Here is a 20,076-nt window from a genome sequence, read left to right as displayed (position 1 = left end):
GTTTTCCACCTCCATGGCGGCGAGCATTACATCGACCGAGGCCCAGGAAGGGCCGGTCAAAACAGGCTTTTGGGCGCTCACGCTCGGGAGCATCGGCGTCGTCTTCGGCGATATCGGCACGTCGCCGCTCTACGCATTCCACGAGGCTGTCAGGGGCGCCGCCGGCGGCGAGCCGGTCTCGCGGGTCATCGTGCTCGGTGTGCTCTCGCTGATCCTGTGGGCGCTGTTCATCGTCGTCACCGCCAAATACGTCCTGCTGCTCTTGCGCGCCGACAACAACGGGGAGGGCGGCACGCTCTCGCTGATGGCGCTCGGCCAGCGCGCGCTCGGACGTCGGAGCTGGTTCCTGCTTGCGCTGGGCGTCGTCGGTGCCTCCATGTTCATCGGCGATTCCATGATCACGCCGGCGATCTCGGTGCTGTCGGCGGTCGACGGACTGAAGCTCGCAACGCCTGCGTTCGAGCATTATGTCGTGCCGCTCACGGTTCTGATCCTGGCGCTGCTGTTCGCCGTCCAGAGCAAGGGCACCGCGCTGGTGGCCTCGGCGTTCGGACCGGTGATGGTGATCTGGTTCACCTGCCTTGCGGTGATGGGCGCCGTCCACATCGCCGACGATCCGTCGGTGCTGGCGGCGATCAATCCCTATTACGCGCTGCAATTCCTGTTGTCGCACGGCACGATCGGCCTGGTGACGCTGGGCGCCGTGTTCCTGGCGGTCACCGGCGGCGAGGCGCTCTACGCCGACCTCGGCCATTTCGGCCGCAAGCCGATCCAGTCGGCCTGGATGTTCTTCGTGCTGCCCTCGCTGCTGATCAACTATTTTGGACAAGGCGCCCTGGTGCTGTCCGATCCCAGCGCGATCGAGCACTCCTTCTATCGCATGGTGCCCGAGAACCTCGTGCTGCCGCTGGTTGGCCTTGCGACCGCGGCCACGGTGATCGCGAGCCAGGCGGTGATCACCGGCGCCTATTCGCTGGTCTATCAGGCGGTGCAGCTCGGCCTACTGCCGCGCTTCGAGGTGCGCTACACCTCCGAAACACACGCCGGCCAGATCTATCTGCCGCGGGTGAACCGGCTGCTGCTGATCGGCGTGATGCTGCTGGTCCTGCTGTTCCACACGCCGAGCAATCTGGCTTCGGCCTATGGCATCGCGGTCTCCACCACCATGGTGGCCGACGGCATCATGGGCTTCGTCGTGATCTGGAAGCTGTGGAATTGGCGCGCCGCGACCGCCGCGGCCGTGATCCTGCCCTTCGTCATGGTGGACATGACCTTCTTCAGCGCCAACCTGCTCAAGCTGCTCGAAGGCGCCTGGGTGCCGCTGCTGTTCGGTGCGGCCATGGCCGGCACGATCTGGACCTGGCGGAAGGGCTCGGGAATCCTGATCCAGAAGACGCGCCGGATCGAGGTGCCGCTCGACGACCTGATCCGCAGCCTGGAGAAGCGGCCTCCGCACATCGTCAAGGGCACCGCGGTGTTCCTGACCAGCGATCCCGCTTTCGTGCCGACCGCGCTGCTGCACAATCTCAAGCACAATAAGGTGCTGCACGAGCACAACGTGATCCTGACCATCGAGACCGCGCATACGCCGCGGGTCGATCTCTCCGAGCGATTCCGGATGGAGAAGATCAGCGACAAGTTCTCGAAGGTCCGCCTGCGCTTCGGCTTCATGGAGCAGCCGAACGTGCCGAAGGCGCTGGCGATCGCGCGCAAGCAGGGATGGCAGTTCGACATCATGTCGACGTCGTTCTTCGTGTCGCGGAGGTCGCTGAAGGCGTCGGCACAGTCGGGCATGCCGCTGTGGCAGGACCATCTGTTCATCGCCTTGAGCCGGTCCGCGAACGACGCCACCGACTATTTCCAGATTCCCACCGGGCGGGTGGTTGAAGTCGGAACCCAAGTGACTATTTGAAAACGCAACTGCTGAACCCATGCGAAATTCGCATGGCGAGGGCCCAAAATCGGGCTAGGCTATGCCGGTAGCGCAGGACTATAAGCCGCGCGCTCTTCCGCCGTTGTGCAGTGAAGCATTTTTAGAGGCCATCGGGCTCTCCCATGACAAGCGACGTAGCAGTTCCCGCCCCGGAAACGGCGGCGGCCAATGGGCATGGCGACGCCCACACCACCGCCGGTTTCGGCGCGCTGACGCTCGGCAGCATCGGCGTCGTCTATGGCGACATCGGCACCAGCCCGCTCTACGCGTTCCGCGAGGCGGTGACGGTGGCCGCGGGCGCGGAAGGGTCGCCGACGACGGCGGCCGTGCTCGGCGTGGTCTCCCTCATCCTGTGGGCGCTGATCGTCGTGGTGACGCTCAAATACGTCGTGATCCTGCTGCGCGCCGACAACAACGGCGAGGGCGGCACGCTCGCCCTGATGGCGCTGGCCCAGCGTGCGGTCGGCACCGGCGGGGCCACCATCGTCCTGCTCGGCATCATCTCCGGCGCGCTGTTCTACGGCGATGCCGTGATCACCCCGGCGGTCTCGGTGCTGTCGGCGATCGAAGGCATGAAGGACGTCACGCTGACCTTCGAGCCCTATATCGTTCCGCTGACGGTGGTGATTCTGGTCTGCCTGTTCGCCGTGCAGTCGCGCGGCACCGCGCGCGTTGCGGCGTTCTTCGGCCCGGTGATGTGCGTCTGGTTTGCCGTGATTGCGATCGCGGCGATCGGCCCGATCATCCGGCAGCCGCAGATCCTGTTCGCTCTGAACCCGCTCTATGCGGTGTCCTTCATGCTCCACCACGGTATCATCGGCTTCGTCACGCTGGGCGCGGTGTTTCTGGCGGTGACCGGCGCCGAGGCGCTCTATGCCGACCTCGGCCATTTCGGCAAGCGGCCGATCCAGACCGCCTGGCTGTTCATCGTGCTGCCGTCGCTGGCGCTCAACTATCTGGGGCAGGGCGCGCTCGTCCTCGACGATCCCGGCGCGATCGTGAGCCCGTTCTTCCAGCTGTTTCCGCAAGGCTGGCTGCGCGGCAGCATGGTCGTGCTGGCCACCATGGCGACCGTGATCGCAAGCCAGGCCGTCATCACCGGCGCCTATTCGCTGACGCGCCAGGCGATCCAGCTCGGTCTGCTGCCGCGATTCGAAATTCGCCATACGTCCGAGGCCCATTCCGGCCAGATCTTCATCCCGCGCATCAACCAGCTGCTGCTGGTCGCCGTGATCCTGATGGTGCTGCTGTTCCGCTCCTCCAGCGCGCTGGCGTCCGCCTACGGCATCGCCGTGACCGGCACGATGGTGGTTACGGGGATGATGGGCTTCGTCGTGGTCTGGAAGGCCTGGCGCTGGTCGCCGGTCGCCGCCGCGGCGCTGATCATCCCGTTCCTGTTCCTCGACTTCACCTTCCTTGCCGCCAATCTGCTCAAGGTGTTCGAGGGCGGCTGGGTGCCGCTGGCGCTCGGCTCGCTCATGATCCTGCTGATGTACACCTGGCGGCGCGGCAGCCGGCTGCTGTTCGAGAAGTCGCGCAAGCTCGAGTTCCCGCTCGCCGACCTCGTTGCGATGCTCGAAAAGCGCCCGCCGCAGCGTGTGTCAGGCACCGCCGTGTTCCTGACCTCGGATCCGCTCAGCGCGCCGACCGCGCTGATGCACAGTCTGAAGCACTACAAGGTGCTGCACGAGAAGAACGTCATTCTCACCATCGAGACCGCCCAGACCCCGCGCATCGATCCGGCCGAGCGCGTCAGGCTGGAGCAGATCTCGCCGACCTTCTCCAAGGTGACGCTGAAGTTCGGTTTCATGGAATCGCCCAACGTGCCGAAGGCCCTCGCCATCGCCCGCAAGCTGGGCTGGCAGTTCGACATCATGTCGACCTCGTTCTTCCTGTCGCGTAGGGCGCTGAAGCCCGCCGCCCATTCCGGCATGCCGCGCTGGCAGGACCGGCTGTTCATCTCGCTGAGCCGCTCCGCCAACGACGCCACCGACTATTTCCAGATCCCGAGCGGCCGCGTGGTCGAGGTCGGAACGCAGGTCACGATCTAGGCCGGCCATCCCGGCCTAGGATTCAAAGCACACTTCAAGTCGCTGCGATTTAGCCTTAACTTGCGCAAGGCAGCTCAAGCCTTTGTAGCGCTTGATTTTCGTCTGCCGAGAGGCGAGGTTGCCGCCCGCCGGGATCGCCCCGGCGAGGGCCCCGCGACGTTGGAGGATGATGTGGCAAATCAAGTACAGGATCTGACCCCGGACGAGGTCTCCAAGGGTGTCGCGGAAGGCCGCTATCTCCTCGTCGACGTGCGCGAGCCGAACGAGGTCGAGGCCGAGGCCTATCCCTATGGCGTCGTCGTGCCGCTCTCGACCTTCGATCCCAAAGCGATCCCCGATCCGCAAGGCAAAGAGGTCGTGTTCGCCTGCCGTTCGGGCAAGCGCTCGGTGACGGCCTCGCTTGCGGCGCAGGCCGCGGGCCTGCCTTACGACAAGCACCTGGCCGGCGGCATGCTCGGCTGGAAGGCGGCGGGTCTTCCCAGCAAGGTCGGTGGCTGATCGGCCCGATGTCGAAAAGCTCGTCCCTGAACAAGGTCTTCGCCGACCTTCCTGTCACCATCTTCGAGGCGATGTCGCAGGCCGCGCGCGACAATGCCGCCATCAATCTCGGCCAGGGCTTTCCTGACGATCCCGGCCCGGAGGATATCCGCCGCGCCGCGGCCGAGGCGTCGCTGAACGGCTACAACCAGTATCCGTCGATGATGGGCTTGCCTGAGCTGCGCCAGGCGATCGCGACCCATTACGGCCACTGGCACGGGCTCAAGCTCGATCCGATGAGCGAGGTGATGGTGACCTCCGGCGGCACGGAGGCTTTGACCTCGGCGATCCTCGCGGTGGTCCAGCCCGGCGACGAGGTGGTCTGCTTCCAGCCGGTCTATGATTCCTATCTGCCGATCATCCGCCAGGCTGGCGGCATTCCGCGCCTCGTCCGGCTCGAGCCGCCGCACTGGCGGCTGAATGAGGACATGCTGAAAAGCGTGTTCAATTCAAAGACCAAGGCGGTGTTGTTCAACAACCCCTTGAATCCCTCCGCAGTGGTCTATCCGCGCGAAGACCTCGAGCTGCTCGCGCGCTACTGCCAGGAGTTCGACGTCATCGCGATCTGCGACGAGGTCTGGGAGCACGTCACCTTCGACGAGCACAAGCACATCCCGCTGATCACCATTCCCGGCATGCGCGAGCGCACCATCAAGGTCGGCTCGGCCGGCAAGATCTTCTCGCTGACGGGCTGGAAGATCGGCTTCGTCTGCGCCGCGCCACAGCTGTTGCGCGTCGCCGCCAAGGTGCACCAGTTCCTGACCTTCACCACCGCCCCGAACCTGCAGGCCGCCGTCGCCTACGGCCTCGGCAAGTCCGACGACTACTTCCTGTCGATGCGTAAGGATTTGACGCGGAGCAGGGACCGTCTGACCAAGGGCCTCGAAAGCCTCGGCTTCCCCGTGCTGAAGTCGCAAGGCACCTACTTCCTCACCGTCGACCTGTCGCCGCTCGGGCTGAACGAGAGCGACACCGAGTTCTGCTGGCGTATCGTGAAGGACTACAAGGTCGCCGCGATCCCGGTTTCGGCGTTCTACGAGCAGGACCCGGTGACCTCGGTGGTGCGCTTCTGCTTTGCCAAGAAGGACGAGACCCTCGACACCGCGCTGGAGCGGCTGTCGGACGCGGTGCGTGGACGCAAGAGGTAGATAGAGATGACGAACGTCAGCCGCTCCGGGTTTCGCCTCGGTCTTGCGATCGCCGCAGTGCTGACGTTGCTCTCCGCCCCTGTTAGGGCGGAGGAGCGCGTCGTCAACTTCTACAACTGGTCGAACTACATGGCGCCCGACGTCCTTGAGGCTTTCACCAGGGAGACGGGCATCAAGGTGGTCTACGACACCTTTGACGCCAACGAGACGCTGGAGACGCGCCTGATGGCCGGCAAGTCCGGCTATGACGTCGTGGTGCCCACGGCCTATTTCCTGCAGCGCCAGATCAAGGCCAACATCTTCCAGAAGCTCGACAAGTCGAAGCTGCCGAACCTCGGCAATGCCTGGCCGATGGTGACCAGGCATCTTGCGACCTACGATCCCGGCAATGATTTTGCCGCGAACTACATGTGGGGCACGACGGGCATCGGCTACAACGTCGCCAAGGTGAAGCAGATCCTCGGCCCCGACGCCAAGATCGACAGCTGGGACATCGTCTTCAAGCCGGAGAACCTCGCCAAGTTCAGGGATTGCGGCGTGCACATGCTCGACTCCGCCGACGACATCTTTCCGGCGGCGCTGAACTATCTCGGGCTCGATCCGAACTCGACCAAGCAGGCCGACCTCGAGAAGGCCGCAGACGTCGTCGCCAAGGTCCGCCCGTCGGTGCGCAAGTTTCACTCGTCGGAATATTTGAGCGCGCTTGCCACCGGCGAGATCTGCTTCGTGGTCGGCTGGTCCGGCGACATCATGCAGGCCCGCGCCCGCGCGGCGGAGGCCAAGAGCGGCATCGAGATCGGCTACACCATTCCGAAGGAGGGCGCGCAGATGTTCTTCGACAATCTCGCGATTCCCGCGGATGCCAAGAACGTCAAGGAGGCCTACGAGCTGATCAACTATCTCTACCGCCCGGATGTCGCCGCCAAGAACTCGGACTTCCTGTCCTACGCGAGCGGCAACCTCGCCAGCCAGAAGCTGGTCGATCCGAAGATCCTGAACGACAAGAACATCTATCCGGACGAGGCGACGCTCGCAAAGCTGTTCGTCATCACGGCGCGCGAGCCGGCGACCCAGCGCATCATCAACCGGCTCTGGACCAAGGTGAAGACCGGGCGGTAGGCGCTCCGGGATCACTCTCAAAACCAAATCCTGCAAAACAACCCCATGCACAGTAGAACTGCGACCGGCGGCGTTGCCGGCGGTGGCCGTGCTTAAGTTGCGGTGCGATCTGGTCTAATCGATGCGCGGGCGCAAGGACGTGAGGCAGCTTCCGAGCGGCGAGGAATCAACAGCTGGACGCGCCTGACGTCATCAGGCTCCGGTCGTTTGACTCGTCGGGCAAAACAGGAGCAGAAGAGTATCCTGCCGCCTCCCGAGCAGGAACGATGTTCATTGTGGGCATTGCGGAAAGCTGATATCGTTTAGACCTCGCGTGACTGGCGACGTCGGATGGAGCACCATCGGGAAGCGCGGGGCAATTGCCGCGCGCCTGGGCGATTTGGGGAAACCCCGAATCAAAATGCTTCATCCGGAGCTGCCCATGCTGACGTCGATCAAAATCACCGGACTTCAGACTTACGGCTATCACGGCCTGTTCGAGGAAGAGCGAACGCTCGGACAGAAATTCAGTTTCGATATTTCCGCCGATCTGCAAGAGGTCCGGACGCACCTCAGTGACGATCTGGATTCTTCAGTGAGATACGACGCCGTCGTCGATGAAGCCGTGCAAATTGCTGGGTCAGGCAAGTTCCAGACTCTGGAGGCTCTGGGCGAGACGATCGCTGCAGGTCTGCTGCGGCGCTTCATCAGGATGGATAGCGTGACAGTCGCCGTTGCGAAATCCAGTCCGCCGATTGCTCATGCGATAGACCAGGTCGGCGTCCAGGTCAGCCTTCGACGCGCCGACCTCGCATTATGCCAGGGCGAGATCGCCGGCGCCTGACACCCTCCAATGTCTTGGAAATGACTTCTGGGCTCATGATCTCGGGAGGGATGCGCATGGCGGCGCCAACACATATGGAGCCAAATTGGACAATTCGGCCGTTCCGGCCTGGTGACGCGCTAGCGGTCCGGCGGCTCATCGAATCCGTCTGGCGCGAGCATTTTCACGAACACCCGGACGCCTTCGTTCGGGACTTCATTTATTCGCGCCTGTCGGACGTCGACAACGCGGACACGGTCTACGCCGATCGAGCTCTCTTTTTGTGCGCGATTGCCGAAGGCGCAATCATCGGCACCGGCGCAATCAAGGGTTTCAACGATCGGGAGTGCGAAATGGTTCGCATGTTCGTCGCCCCAATCTACCGAGGCCGCGGCATCGCGCGGACGATCGCCGATGGCCTCATCAGCTTTGCCGGGAATGCGGGATACGATCGTATACGCTTGTCCAGCAACAACGCGCTGACGGCCTCGCATCGGCTTTACGAAAGGATGGGCTTCCAGCTCACGGCCTCACGGGACCCGGGCGGCGAGGCCCACTCACGCTATTACGCTCTCCGGATCGGTGGAAGATGAAGAGCATCGCAGCAGACAAGATACCCGAGCGCTTCTGGCAAGTCAGGTACGATCCCAACCACGATCCCGACACACCGACGCTGCCGGACCTTTCCGAGAGTCCCAACTGTCAGAGGCTCCGAAAAATGCCTGCTTACCACTCATAACGCACCGTGCCCTTGCCCGTGTAGGTCTGCGTGCTCTGGGAGAACTCACCCTCGATGGTGCCTGCGAGCGACAGGCCGTTCCGCCATTTCATCTCGGCGCGGCCGCCGACCAGCGCGGAGTCTGCTGCCGGTTGCGCGCCGTTGACTGTGAACGCTGCGCCGGGGAGCGTCTGGAAGGCGGCGTTCACGAGGCGGCTGGTGTTGGTGTCGTGCGCCCAGGCGAGCCGGCCGCGCAGCGTGAGCACGCCGTCATTGACGAGGAATCGCTGGTCAGTGCGGGCGCCGAGTTCGGTGCGGACATTCGTCGTGTCCTGCGCGGTGTAGGACAGCGCGAACTGGTTGCTGCCGACGATCGCGGTCTCGCCGTAGCCGGGCAAATGGAAGGTCGTGGCCTGCACGGCGGCGTAGGGCGCGACGCCGAAGCTGGAGGCGGGGATGGGTGCGAAGCGCCAGCCGGCTTCGAGGCGGCCCGAGAAGGTGCTGGCCTTGAAATTCGCGGTCAGCTTGTCGGTGCCCGACACCGTCACGGTGCGATCGGTGGTGACGTCCTGCCAGCCATAGGCGAGCGCTGCCGAGAGATAGGCGGGCCCAAAATTGTGGCGGCCGTAGAAGCCGGCCTGGAACAGATCGGCGCGGCCGCCGCCGAGGCTGTCAGACAACGCGAAATTATAGCCGGCGCCGCCGAGCGCAAAGCCGACCAGCGTGTTCGGCGAGACGCGATAGTCGGCGCCGACCACGGTGCCGTAGATGTGGCTGGTGGTGGTGCTCGAACCTGATGCGGCGTTGCCGTTCAACGTGCTGGCGCCGCCATAGCCGGAGGCCCAGACGCCCCAGCGCCGGTCGATGATTTCGGCGCTGGCGTCGCGCGGCGTCACCGCGGCGTAGGCTTCGCGCACACGGGCGTCGTTTGGTGCGGTGGAAGCGTAGCCCAGCGTCCCGCTGTCGCCGGCCGTGCCGCCGCGCTCGCCGTCCGTGCCGCCACCGAGCGGATCGAGCATGTTGACGAATTGCTGCGTGGCGCTGAAGGAGGCCTGCGTGCCGGCGGCGCCGGGCTGGCCGGAGACCTGGCTGAGCCCGTGGTTGAGCGGCGCGCCGCTCATGTTGAGCAGTGCATCGAAGCCGGAAGGCGGCGTCGCACCGCCCTCGACCGCCTTGTTGATGCCGCCGGCCACGCTGATCTGGTTGGCGCCTGTGCTCGCCGGCAGCACGATCGTGCCGGGATCGAGCACGAGATAGACGTTGTTGACGTCGTAAGTGAGGTGCGGATTGCGCGTGGGGCTGAAGCTGCCGCTGACGCTCAAGCCGGCGAACTTCGTTCCGCCAAGGCCGCCGGTCGCATTGAGGATGGTGTAGGTCTGGCTGCGGAAGCTGCCGGGCAGCGCCACCGCCTGCACGGTGGCGCCGGTGAGCGTCGCCGTGCCCGTGACATTGGTGCGGTCGGCGGCGGTCGTGGAGACTTCCACCCTGTAGAAGCTGCCGGCACCGAAGGCGAGGTTGCCGCTGACGGTGAGGGTGCCCACGGAATTGCCCGGCGCCAGCGTGCCGCCGCTCGCAATCGTCGTGTTGCCGACGATGCCGGTGCCGCCGAGCGTGCCGCCGCTGTTCACGGTGAGGCTGCTGGAGGACGCGATCGAGCCGTTCACCGCCAGGGTGCCGCCATCAATCGTCGTGGCGCCGGTATAGGTGTTGACGCCCGACAGGGTCAGCGTGCCGGTGCCGACCTTCACCAGCGAACCACCGGTGGCGCTCAGGCCGAACAGGCTCGCGTAGCACGCCGTGCCGCTCGCGCCGCAGTCGCTGATCACGCCGCTGACCGTTGTGCTCAGGTTGTTGCCGCCGACGGTGAGCTGCCGTGCGCCCAGATAGACAGCACCGGCTCCCGCGATCGAGCCGATGCTGAGCTTGCCGTCATCGGCAGGGCCGGTGCTGTGCGAGACATCAACCTTGCCGCCGGCGTTGTTGAGGATGCTGGCGTTGCCGCCCGTGCCGTTGATGAAGAATCCGAGGACGCCGTTATTGGTGATTGCGGCGTTGCCGGCCGTGCTGCTGTCGGCAAACTGCAGGATGGAGTTGTTGATGATGGTGGCGTTGCCGGCCGTGGTGGTGTCGAGGAACGAGACGCCGTAGCCGTTGTTGGTGATGACCGAACTGCCGGCGGCGCTGGTGTTCATGAAAATGATCTCGCCGCCGGCATTGTTGGTGAAGGTGGCGCTGCCGGCGGTGCTGGCGTCGAAGAACATCAGGCCATGGTCATTGGAAATGGCCGCGTTGCCAGCCGCGCTGGTGTCCCGGAAATTGATGATGTTGTGGTTGGTGATGGTCGCTGTGCCGGCGGTGCTGGCGTTGTAGAAATTGAGCTGGGCACTGCTGTTGTTGGTGATGGTTGCGCTGCCGGCCGTACTGAAGTTTTGGAAGGTGATGCTGCCATTGTTGGTGATCGTCGCATTGCCGGCCGTGCTGTGGTCGTTGAAGCCCAGGACGCCGTTGAAGCCCGGGACGCCGGCGTTGGTGATGGAGGCGCTGCCGGCCGTGCTGCTGTTGTAGAAATTCAGCTGGTTGTAGTTGTTGGTGATGGCGATGCTGCCGCCATTGACGACAATGCCGGCGCCGTTGAACCCGAAAATCGCATTACTGTTGGTGAATGTATAATCCGATGCGCCGAGGTTGAATGTCCAGCCGCCAATCGTCTGGTCGGACGTGTTCAACAGATTGGTGGTGTTCGACACGTCGAAATACGCAGTGCCTGTCGGCACCGAGTGCGTGCTCCAGTTGGCGCCGGCGCTATAGTCGTTGCTGGGGGGAGAGGGGAGCCAGGTGGCGTCGTCCGCGCGCGAGGGTGCAGCCGGCAGCGCCCAGGCCAGGGCCAGCGCCGACGACGTCAGCAGCGCGGCCCGCAGGTGGCGGGTCGCTGCGAGACGATCTTTCCGCTTACCACTCATAACGCACCGTGCCCTTGCCCGTGTAGGTCTGCGTGCTCTGGGAGAACTCACCCTCGACGGTGCCTGCGAGCGACAGGCCGTTCCGCCATTTCATCTCGGCGCGGCCGCCGACCAGCGCGGAGTCTGCTGCCGGTTGCGCGCCGTTGACTGTGAACGCTGCGCCGGGGAGCGTCTGGAAGGCGGCGTTCACGAGGCGGCTGGTGTTGGTGTCGTGCGCCCAGGCGAGCCGGCCGCGCAGCGTGAGCACGCCGTCATTGACGAGGAATCGCTGGTCAGTGCGGGCGCCGAGTTCGGTGCGGACATTCGTCGTGTCCTGCGCGGTGTAGGACAGCGCGAACTGGTTGCTGCCGACGATCGCGGTCTCGCCGTAGCCGGGCAAATGGAAGGTCGTGGCCTGCACGGCGGCGTAGGGCGCGACGCCGAAGCTGGAGGCGGGGATGGGTGCGAAGCGCCAGCCGGCTTCGAGGCGGCCCGAGAAGGTGCTGGCCTTGAAATTCGCGGTCAGCTTGTCGGTGCCCGACACCGTCACGGTGCGATCGGTGGTGACGTCCTGCCAACCATAGGCGAGAGCGGCAGAGAGGTAGGCCGGCCCAAAATTGTGGCGGGCATAGAAGCCGGCCTGGAACAGATCGGCGCGGCCGCCGCCGAGGCTGTCAGACAACGCGAAATTGTAGCCGGCGCCGCCGAGCGCGAAGCCGAGCAGCGTGTTCGGCGAGACGCGATAGTCGGCGCCGACCACGGTGCCGTAGATGTGGCTGGTGGTGGTGCTCGAACCGGCCGCAGTGTTGCCGTTCAAGGTGCTGGCGCCGCCGTAAGCAGAGGCCCACACGCCCCAGCGCCGGTCGACGACATCGCCGCTCGCGTCGCGCGGCGTCACCGCGGCGTAGGCCTCGCGCACCCTAGCGTCGGCATTGCCGGTGGACGCGTAGCCCATTGCTCCGCCATCGCCGGCGGTCGCGCCACGCTCGCCATCTGTGCCGCCACCACCGAGTGGATCGAGCATGCCCACGAACTGCTGCGTGGCATTGAACGCGGCTTGCGTGCCGGCGGCGCCGGGCTGGCCGGAGACTTGGCTGAGCCCGTGGTTGAGCTGCGGCTGGCCCATGTTGAGCAGCGCATCGAAACCGGCCGGAGGCGTCGCACCACCTTCGACCGCTTTGTTGATGGCGCCGGCAACGTTGCTCTGGTTGGCGCCGGTGCCGGCCGGTAGCACGATCGCGCTGGGATCGAGCACGAGGTAGACGTTGTTCGGATCGTAGGTGAGGTGCGGGTTGCGGGTGGGGCTGAAGCTGCCGCTCACGCTCAGTCCGGCGAACTTCGTTCCGCCGAAGCCGCCGGTCGCATTGAGGATGGTGTAGGTCTGGCTGCGGAAGCTGCCGGGCAGCGCCACCGCCTGCACGGTGGCGCCGGTGAGCGTCGCCGTGCCCGAGACGTTGGTCCGGTCCGCGGCGGTCGTGGAGACCTCGACCCGGTAGAAGCTGCCTGCACCGAAGGCGAGGCTGCCGCTGACGGTGAGGGTGCCGACGGAATTGCCCGGCGACAGCGTGCCGCCGCTCGCGATCGTCGTATTGCCGACGATGCCTGTGCCACCGAGCGTGCCGCCGCTGTTCACGGTGACGCTGCTGGAGGACGCGATCGAGCCGTTCACCGCCAGCGTGCCGTCGTTCACGATCGTCGCACCGGTGTAGGTATTTGCGCCCGACAGCGTCAACGTGCCGCTGCCGCCCTTGGTCAGCGCGCCGTTGCCCGCGAGACTGGCGTCGATAATGCCGGCTCGTACGTCGAACAAGCCGGACGATGACAGCGTGCCGTTGGTTATGCGACCGCCCGTCACCGTCACGCCGCCGTCCTGGGTCTGGGCCGTGCCGCCAAGATCGAGCGTGCCACCCGCAACAGTTGTGCCGGCGCTGCTGGCGCCAAGCGTGCCGGCGCCCGCGATCTTCAGCGTGCCCGCATTGATTGTGGTGCCGCCGGTATACGCATTGGTCCCCGACAGGGTCAGCGTGCCGGAGCCGATCTTCACCAGCGAGCCGCCGGCGCCGTTGATATCGCCGCTCACCTCGGTCGAGAGATTGTTCGAGCCGACGGTTAGCTCATTGGCACCGAGCAGGTAGAGGCCAGCGCCCGCGATGGAACCGGCGCTGATTTTGTTGTCGCCGTTGGGGCCCGCGGCGGGACTGAAATCGACCAAGCTGCTGGCATTACTGATGATGACCGCGTTGCCGGCTGTGCTGTTGGCGAAGAACGTTATGCTGCCGTTGTTGGTGATGGTTGCGTTGCCGCCAGTGGCGGAGCCGTAGAATGCGATGCCGCCATTGTTGGTGATATTAGCGCTCGCCGCCGTGCTGCTGTCCCGGAAGTACAGAGCATTCGCGTTCGTGATCGTTGCGCCGCCGGCGCTGCTGGCGTCGAGGAAATTCATGGTGCCAGAGCCGACGTTGGAGATCGTGGCGCTGCCCGCCGTGCTGTTGTCCCTGAAGAGCCCGAAATATTCGTTCGTGATGGTTGCGCTGCCGGCGCTGCTGGTGTTGAAGAAAGTCAGCGTGGCGCTGCCGGTGCTCACGATTGTGGCGTTACCGGCCGTGCTGGTGTCGCGGAATTCCAGAGTGCCGCTGCCGACAGTGGTGATGGTCGCGGCACCAGCCGTGCTCCCATCAAAGAATCGCAAGTACTGACCGTTGGTGAGGGCCGCGTTGCCGGCCGAGCTGCTGCCGTGGAATTCCACACGGTCGCGGTTGCTGATGTTGGCGCTGCCAGCGGTGCTATTGTCGTCGAAAATGAGGAGGTGGTTATTGGCGATCGTGGCGTTGCCAGCCGTGGAGTTCGCATTGAACGACAGAGTGCCGTCGCTGACGATCGTGGCGGTGCCCGCCGTGCTGTTGTCCAAGAAATGGATGATGGCGTGGTTGGTGATCGTCGAACTACCGGCCGTGCTCGATTGGTTGAAGGTGATGGTGCCGGTGTTGGTGATGCTGGCGCTTCCGGCCGTGCTCGAGCCGCCGAAATACATATTGTAGTTATTGACGATGGTGGCGCTGCCAGCCGTGCTGTTGTCGACGAAACTCAGCAACATATTGTTGGTGATGGTCGCGCTGCCAGCCGTGCTGCTTTCGCCGAAAATCGTCATGGCAAAGGAGCCGCTGTTGGTGATGGCCGCGTTGCCGGCGGTACTTGAGCCGTTGAAGGTCAATGTGCCGATGTTGGCGATTGTTGCGCTTCCGCCCGTGCTGCGGTCGTAGAAGTTGACGGTGCCGGCGGCCGTGTTGGTGATGGTTGCGCTCCCGGCCGTGCTGTCGTCGTAGAACGAGAGGCCGCCGCTGTTTGAGATATTGGCGGAGCTGGCGCCGCTTCCGTTGTGGAAGATCGTGGTTCCGCTGTTGGTGATGCTGGTGATGCCGCTGGTGTCGCCGTTGAAGACGCTGAACGTGCCGCTGACGCCAACGGTGACGGGCCCCAGAATGGCGCCGCCGCCGGCGGCACTGCCGAGCTGTAACGTGCCGCCGTTGATCGTGGTGCCGCCGGCATAGGTCTTGGCGCCCAACAAGGTCAGCGTGCCGCTGCCGATCTTGACCAGCGAGCCGTTTAGAATATCGCCGGTCACGGCGGTCGACAGATTGTTGGAGCCGACCGTCAGTTGGTTGCCGGCGAGGTCGAAGTACCCGCTGCCCGAGATCGAGCCGGCCGTGACGGGACCGGTCGTGGCAAACTCGATTTGACCGTAGTTGTTGATGGCGGCATTGCCGGCCGTGCTGTTGCCGGAGAACACAAGGTCGGCGAGGTAGTTGATGTTGAGGGTAGCGTCGCCGGCGGTGCTTGAACCGGTGAACGATGACGACATGGCGAAGTTGTAGTTGATCGTGACACTACCGCCGTTGACCGTGATGCCGGCACCCGTGAAGTTCAGCGTGCCGACGTCAAACGTGTAGCTCGAGGCGCCGGCATTGAAGGTCCAGCCGCCGACGCTGGCGCTGGAGATCACCAGGCTGGTGGTATCAGAGGTGCCGAAGGAGGCCGTGCCGACCGGCACGAAAACGCCGTCCCAGTTGGAGCCGGTGCCATAGTCGTTGCTGCCGGGGGAGGCGAGCCAGGTGCCATCCGACGCGGCGCGCGCCGGCCCGACCGGCAGCGCCCAGGCCAGGGCCAGCGCCGACGACGTCAGCAGCGCGGCCCGCAGGTGGCGGGTCGCTGCGAGACGATCTTTCCGCTTACCACTCATAACGCACCGTGCCCTTGCCCGTGTACGTCTGCGTGCTCTGCGAGAACTCGCCCTCGACTGTTCCAGCGAGCGAGAAGCCATTCCTCCATTTCATCTCGGCGCGGCCGCCGACCAGCGCGGAGTCGGCCGCCGGTTGCGCGCCGTTGACCGTGAAGGCCGCGCCGGGGAGCGTCTGGAAGGCGGCGCTGACGAGGCGGTTGGTGTTGGAATCGTGCGCCCAGGCGAGCCGGCCGCGCAGCGTGAGCACGCCGTCGTTGACGAGGAAGCACTGGTCGGTGCGGGCGCCGAGCTCGGTGCGCACATTCGTCGTGTCCTGCGCGGTGTAGGACAGCGCGAACTGGTTGCTGCCGACGATCGCGGTCTCGCCGTAGCCGGGCAAATGGAAGGTGGTCGCCTGCACGGCCGCGTAGGGCGTGACGCCGAAGCTGGAGGCGGGGATCGGTGCGAAGCGCCAGCCGGCCTCAAAGCGGCCCGAGAAGGTGCTGGCCTTGAAGTTGGCAGTGAGCTTGTCGGTGCCTGACACCGTCACGGTGCGGTCGGTGGTGACGTCCTGCCAGCCATAGGCCAGCGCTGCCGAGAGATAGGCCGGTCCGAAATTGTGGCGGCCGTAGAAGCCGGCCTGGAACAGATCGGCGCGGCCGCTGCCGAGGCTGTCGGACAGCGCAAAGTTGTAGCCGGCGCCGCCGAGCGCGAAGCCGACCAGCGTGTTCGGCGAGACGCGGTAGTCGGCGCCGACGACGGTGCCGTAGATGCGGCTGGTGGTGGTGCTCGAGCCGGCCGCAGTGTTGCCGTTCAACGTGCTGGCGCCGCCATAGGCAGAGGCCCACACGCCCCAGCGGCGGTCGACGACATCGTCGCTTGCATCGCGCGGCGTCACGGCGGCGTAGGCCTCGCGCACTTTTGCGTCGTTTGGTGCGGTGGAAGCATAGCCCAGCGTCCCGCCGTCGCTGGCCGTGCCGCCGCGCTCGCCGTCCGAGCCGCCGCCGAACGGATCAAGCATGTCCACGAACTGCTGCGTGGCATTGAACGCGGCCTGCGTGCCGGCGGCGCCGGGCTGGCCGGAGACCTGGCTGAGCCCGCGGTTGAGCTGCGGCTGGCCCATGTTGAGCAACGCATCGAAGCCGGCCGGCGGCGTCCCGCCGCTCGCGACGGCTCCGTTGATGGCGCCGGCCACGTTGCTCTGGTTGGCGCCGGTGCCCGCCGGCAGCACGATCGCGCCGGGATCGAGCACGAGGTAGACGTTGTTGAGGTCGTAGGTGAGATGCGGATTGCGGGCGCCGGGCGCGAAGCTGCTGCCGGTGAGGCTGGCGAAATGTGTTCCACCGAAGCCGCCGCTGGCGTTCAGGATGGTGTAGGTCTGCTGCCGAAAGCTGCCGGGCAGGGCGACCGCCTGCACGGTGGCGCCGGTGAGCGTCGCAATGCCGGTGACATTGGTGCGGTCGGCGGCGCTCGGCGAGACCTCGACGGTGTAGAAGCTGCCGGCGTTGAAGGTCAGGTTGCCGCTGACGGTGAGGGTGCCGACGGAATTGCCCGGCGCCAGCGTGCCGCCGCTCGCGATCGTCGTGTTGCCGACGGTGCCGGTGCCACCGAGCGTGCCGCCGCTGTTCACGGTGACGCTGCTGGAGGACGCGATCGAGCCGTTCACCGCCAGCGTGCCGCCGTCGATCTGGGTCGCGCCGGTGTAGGTGTTGACGCCCGACAGGGTCAGCCTGCCGGTGCCGACCTTCACCAGCGAGGCGCCGCTGCCGCCGCCGGATCCGCCATCGGCAAGCACGCCGGTGACATTGGTCGACAGGTTGTTGCTGCCGACCGTCAGCTCCTTGCCGCCGAGGTCGAAGGTGCCGCCACCGGCGAGCGAGCCGGCGCTGAGCTTGTTGTCGCTGTTCGGGCCGGTGCTCATCGAGAAGTCGAAGACGGCGCTGGGCGTGCCGTTGATGAGCTGCGCGCTGCCGGCCGTGGCGTTGCCGTCGAACAGTACGTTGCCGTTGTTGGTGATGGTGGCGCTCCCGGCCGTGGCGTTGGTATCGAAGGTCAGCTGCGCGTTGTTGGTGATTTGAGTGCCGCCGGCCGTGGCATTGCCGCTGAACACCAGCGTGCCGGCAGAAATCGTCAGGGCGGACAAATTGTCCGCGCCGGTCAAGGTCAGCGTGCCGGCGCCGGACTTGGTCAGCGCGCCGCCACCGAGATTCTGGCTGATGACGAAATTGTTGGCTGCCGCTGCAATCTCCAGCGTGCCGCCGCCGGCACCGAAGGAGATGCTGCGCGTGGTGGCGTTGAAAGCGGTGCCTGCTATCTGCAGGGTGCCGCCGTTGAAGGTCAGGCTGCCCGCGAGGTCGCCGAGATTGGCGTCCGAGGAGACGCTGACCGTTCCGCCGGCGAAGGTGGTGCCGCCGATATAGGTGTTGGTGCCCGAAAGCGTCAGCGTGCCGGTGCCCGTCTTCACCAGCGAACCGCCGGTGCCGCCGAAGTAGCCGCCATCGGCGATCACGCCGCTGACGGTGGTCGACAGATTGTTGCCGCCGACCGTCAGCTCGTTGGCGCCGAGTGAGAAGGTGCCGTTGCCGGCGATCGAGCCGGCGCTGAGCTTGTTGTCGCCGTTCGGGCCGGTGCTGCCGGAAAAATCGAAGCCGGCGCCCGGGTCGTTGTTGATCAGCTGCGCATTCCCCGCGGTCGCGTTGTTCCGGAAATAGGTCGTTCCGATGGAATTGTGGAAGGGACCGCCGCCATTGTTGGTGATGACCGCGTTGCCGGCCGTGCTCCAGCCCATGAAGAGTAGATTATAGGTGTTGGTGATGGTCGCGCTGCCAGCCGTGCTGACGCCGACGAACGCCATCGAAAAGTTGTTGGTGATGGTTGCGCTTGCGGCCGTGCTCGAAGCATTGAAGTTCAAGGTGTCGTTGTTGGTGATGCCGGCGCTTCCCGCCGTGCTTGTTTGGCTGAAATTGATTGTGCCATCGTTGTTGATCGTCGCGTTGCCGGCGGTGCTGGTGCCGTAGAACGTCGTGGAGCCGCCACTGGTGTTGGTGATGTTTGCGCTGCCGGCAGTACTGGTGTTTAAGAATTGCAGGCCGCTGTTGTTGGTGATGCTCGCGCTGCCTGCCGTGCTGGAGGCGTAGAAATACAGCGTGCCGTTGTTGGTGATGGCGGCGTGGCCCGCCGTGCTGGTGTCAACGAACTCCATGGTGTTGGTGTTGGTGATGGTGGCGCTGCCCGCCGTGCTGGTGCCAAGGAAAAGCAGCTCGCCGTTGTTGGTGATGGTGGCGCTGCCCGCCGTGCTGGTCTTGTAGAAAGCCGTGGTGGCATTGTTCGTGATCGTCGTGATGCCGCTTGTGTCGGCGTTGAGGATCCTGAACATGCCTCCACCACCGACGGTGACCGCCCCCAGAATGGAGCCAACCCCACCGGTGTTATTGCCAAGCCATAGTTCGCTACCGGGGCCATTGACGGTGGTGCCGCCGGTATAGGTGTTGGCGCCGGTCAGGTACAAGATGCCCATGCCGGTCTTGACCAGCGAGCCGCTGCCGGAGATGACGCCGCTGACCTCGGTCGTGGAATTGTTGCTGCCGACCGTCAGTTCGTTGGCGCCGAGGTTGTAGGAGCCGGCGCCCGCGATCGATCCCGCGCTCACCTTGCTGTCGTTGTTCAACCCGGCAGTATAGGTGAAGTCTACCACTCCTCCGGCATTGTTGATGAGGGCGGCATTGCCCGCCGTGCTGGAGTTGTAGAAAATCAGGGTGCCGTTGCTGTTGTTGGTGATGGTGGCGTTGCCCGCCGTGCTGGTGCCAAGGAAATCCACGACGTGGTTGTTGGTGATGGTGGCGCTACCCGCCGTGCTGCTGCCGTAGAATTGCAGGGTGCCGTTGCTGTTGTTGGTGATGGCGGCATTGCCAGCCGTGCTGGCCTCGAAGAAAGTCACGCTGCCGTTGTTGGTGATGCTGGCATTGCCAGCCGTGCTGGTCAGGTAGAAATTCAGCGCGCCGCCGCCGTTGTTGGTGATGGCGGCGCTGCCCGCCGTGCTCGTGTCGTGGAATTCCAGAGTGCCGTTGTTGGTGATGGTGGCGCTGCCGGCGGTGCTTGAACCACTGAACGTGTTGAGGGCCCCGCTGTTGGCGTAGTTGATCGTAACGCGGCCGCCGTTGACCGTGATGCCGGTGCCGGTGAAATTCAATGGACCGCTGACGTCAAACGTGTAGTTCGAGGCGCCGGCGTTGAACGTCCAGCCGCCGACGCTGGCGCTCGAGATCACCAGGCTGGTGGTAAAGGAGGTGCCGAAGGAGGCCGTGCCGACCGGCACGAAGCGGCCGTCCCAATTGGATCCGGTGCCATAGTCGTTGCTGCCGGGCGAGGCGAGCCAGGTGCCATTCAACGCGGCGCGCGCCGGCCCGGCCGGCAGCGTCCAGGCCAGGGCCAGCGCCGACGACGTCAGCAGGGCGGCCCGCAGGTGGCGCGTCGCTTTGAAATAATGTTTCCCCGTCCTCACCACTTCCCCCAACACGCACGTCCCGAGTCCTCGACAGGATTCTTCGCACCGGGCGGGAGTGGTGTCCTGATAAGGGGTTGGCTAGTTTCTGAAAGTTTCTGATATTTCAGTT

Annotated in this window: 10 protein-coding genes and 1 riboswitch; of the genes, 7 read left to right on the top strand and 3 right to left on the bottom strand. The window is 65.1% G+C overall.

The genetic code is table 11. The features are described from left to right. The first annotated feature begins 13 nt into the window (after positions 1-13). The 7 genes from AAFG16_RS30065 to AAFG16_RS30035 all read left to right on the top strand — a co-directional run bounded on the left by AAFG16_RS30065 (position 14) and on the right by AAFG16_RS30035 (position 8,183). Positions 14-1,912, top strand: a complete 1,899-nt coding sequence (locus AAFG16_RS30065) for a potassium transporter Kup (protein ID WP_283080113.1) — start codon at positions 14-16, stop codon at positions 1,910-1,912. A 143-nt stretch (positions 1,913-2,055) separates the two neighbouring features. Then, positions 2,056-3,984: a potassium transporter Kup gene (locus AAFG16_RS30060; protein WP_283080112.1), complete on the top strand. Its 1,929-nt coding sequence runs from the start codon at positions 2,056-2,058 to the stop codon at positions 3,982-3,984. Between the two features lie 171 nt (positions 3,985-4,155). Continuing rightward, complete coding sequence (locus tag AAFG16_RS30055) at positions 4,156-4,482, top strand: rhodanese-like domain-containing protein (RefSeq protein WP_008139644.1); 327 nt, start codon at positions 4,156-4,158, stop codon at positions 4,480-4,482. A gap of 8 nt (positions 4,483-4,490) precedes the next feature. Further along, on the top strand, positions 4,491-5,669 hold the full coding sequence (locus AAFG16_RS30050; RefSeq protein ID WP_271580715.1) for an aminotransferase: 1,179 nt from the start codon (positions 4,491-4,493) through the stop codon (positions 5,667-5,669). A 6-nt stretch (positions 5,670-5,675) separates the two neighbouring features. Then, complete coding sequence (locus AAFG16_RS30045; protein WP_342731089.1) at positions 5,676-6,788, top strand: polyamine ABC transporter substrate-binding protein; 1,113 nt, start codon at positions 5,676-5,678, stop codon at positions 6,786-6,788. A gap of 303 nt (positions 6,789-7,091) precedes the next feature. Next, positions 7,092-7,171, top strand: a riboswitch (ZMP/ZTP riboswitch). A 38-nt stretch (positions 7,172-7,209) separates the two neighbouring features. Continuing rightward, entirely contained in the window at positions 7,210-7,611 is a 402-nt protein-coding gene (gene folB / locus AAFG16_RS30040) for a dihydroneopterin aldolase (protein ID WP_283080109.1), read from the top strand. A gap of 56 nt (positions 7,612-7,667) precedes the next feature. Continuing rightward, on the top strand, positions 7,668-8,183 hold the full coding sequence (locus AAFG16_RS30035; protein ID WP_342731087.1) for a GNAT family N-acetyltransferase: 516 nt from the start codon (positions 7,668-7,670) through the stop codon (positions 8,181-8,183). Between the two features lie 133 nt (positions 8,184-8,316). On the opposite strand, the gene AAFG16_RS30030 is transcribed toward AAFG16_RS30035, so the two are convergent. From AAFG16_RS30030 to AAFG16_RS30020, 3 genes are read right to left on the bottom strand one after another with little or no spacing between them, the layout of a single operon-like run. Continuing rightward, positions 8,317-11,268, bottom strand: coding sequence for an autotransporter domain-containing protein (locus tag AAFG16_RS30030; RefSeq protein ID WP_342731086.1), 2,952 nt, complete (start codon positions 11,266-11,268; stop codon positions 8,317-8,319). Then, positions 11,258-15,484 (bottom strand): autotransporter domain-containing protein, encoded by a 4,227-nt coding sequence (locus AAFG16_RS30025; RefSeq protein ID WP_342731085.1) that lies wholly within the window; start codon positions 15,482-15,484, stop codon positions 11,258-11,260. The genes AAFG16_RS30030 and AAFG16_RS30025 overlap by 11 nt, the downstream gene beginning before the upstream one ends. Beyond that, on the bottom strand, positions 15,474-19,964 hold the full coding sequence (locus AAFG16_RS30020) for an autotransporter domain-containing protein (RefSeq protein WP_342731083.1): 4,491 nt from the start codon (positions 19,962-19,964) through the stop codon (positions 15,474-15,476). The genes AAFG16_RS30025 and AAFG16_RS30020 overlap by 11 nt, the downstream gene beginning before the upstream one ends. Positions 19,965-20,076 lie beyond the last annotated feature (112 nt).

Origin of the sequence: Bradyrhizobium sp. B117, from assembly GCF_038969555.1 — a bacterium.
Classification (GTDB): domain Bacteria; phylum Pseudomonadota; class Alphaproteobacteria; order Rhizobiales; family Xanthobacteraceae; genus Bradyrhizobium.
The sequence above is the reverse complement of the archived record's forward strand: the minus strand, read 5'-3'. Positions and strand labels throughout refer to the sequence as shown.

What these genes read in the sequence shown, in the direction of transcription:
- AAFG16_RS30060 (WP_283080112.1), top strand. Translation starts at nt 2,056, where the DNA reads ATGACAAGCGACGTAGCAGTTCCCGCCCCGGAAACGGCGGCGGCCAAT.
- AAFG16_RS30045 (WP_342731089.1), top strand. Translation starts at nt 5,676, where the DNA reads ATGACGAACGTCAGCCGCTCCGGGTTTCGCCTCGGTCTTGCGATCGCC.
- AAFG16_RS30065 (WP_283080113.1), top strand. Translation starts at nt 14, where the DNA reads ATGGCGGCGAGCATTACATCGACCGAGGCCCAGGAAGGGCCGGTCAAA.
- AAFG16_RS30035 (WP_342731087.1), top strand. Translation starts at nt 7,668, where the DNA reads ATGGCGGCGCCAACACATATGGAGCCAAATTGGACAATTCGGCCGTTC.
- AAFG16_RS30025 (WP_342731085.1), bottom strand. Translation starts at nt 15,484, where the DNA reads ATGAGTGGTAAGCGGAAAGATCGTCTCGCAGCGACCCGCCACCTGCGG.
- AAFG16_RS30030 (WP_342731086.1), bottom strand. Translation starts at nt 11,268, where the DNA reads ATGAGTGGTAAGCGGAAAGATCGTCTCGCAGCGACCCGCCACCTGCGG.
- AAFG16_RS30050 (WP_271580715.1), top strand. Translation starts at nt 4,491, where the DNA reads ATGTCGAAAAGCTCGTCCCTGAACAAGGTCTTCGCCGACCTTCCTGTC.
- folB (WP_283080109.1), top strand. Translation starts at nt 7,210, where the DNA reads ATGCTGACGTCGATCAAAATCACCGGACTTCAGACTTACGGCTATCAC.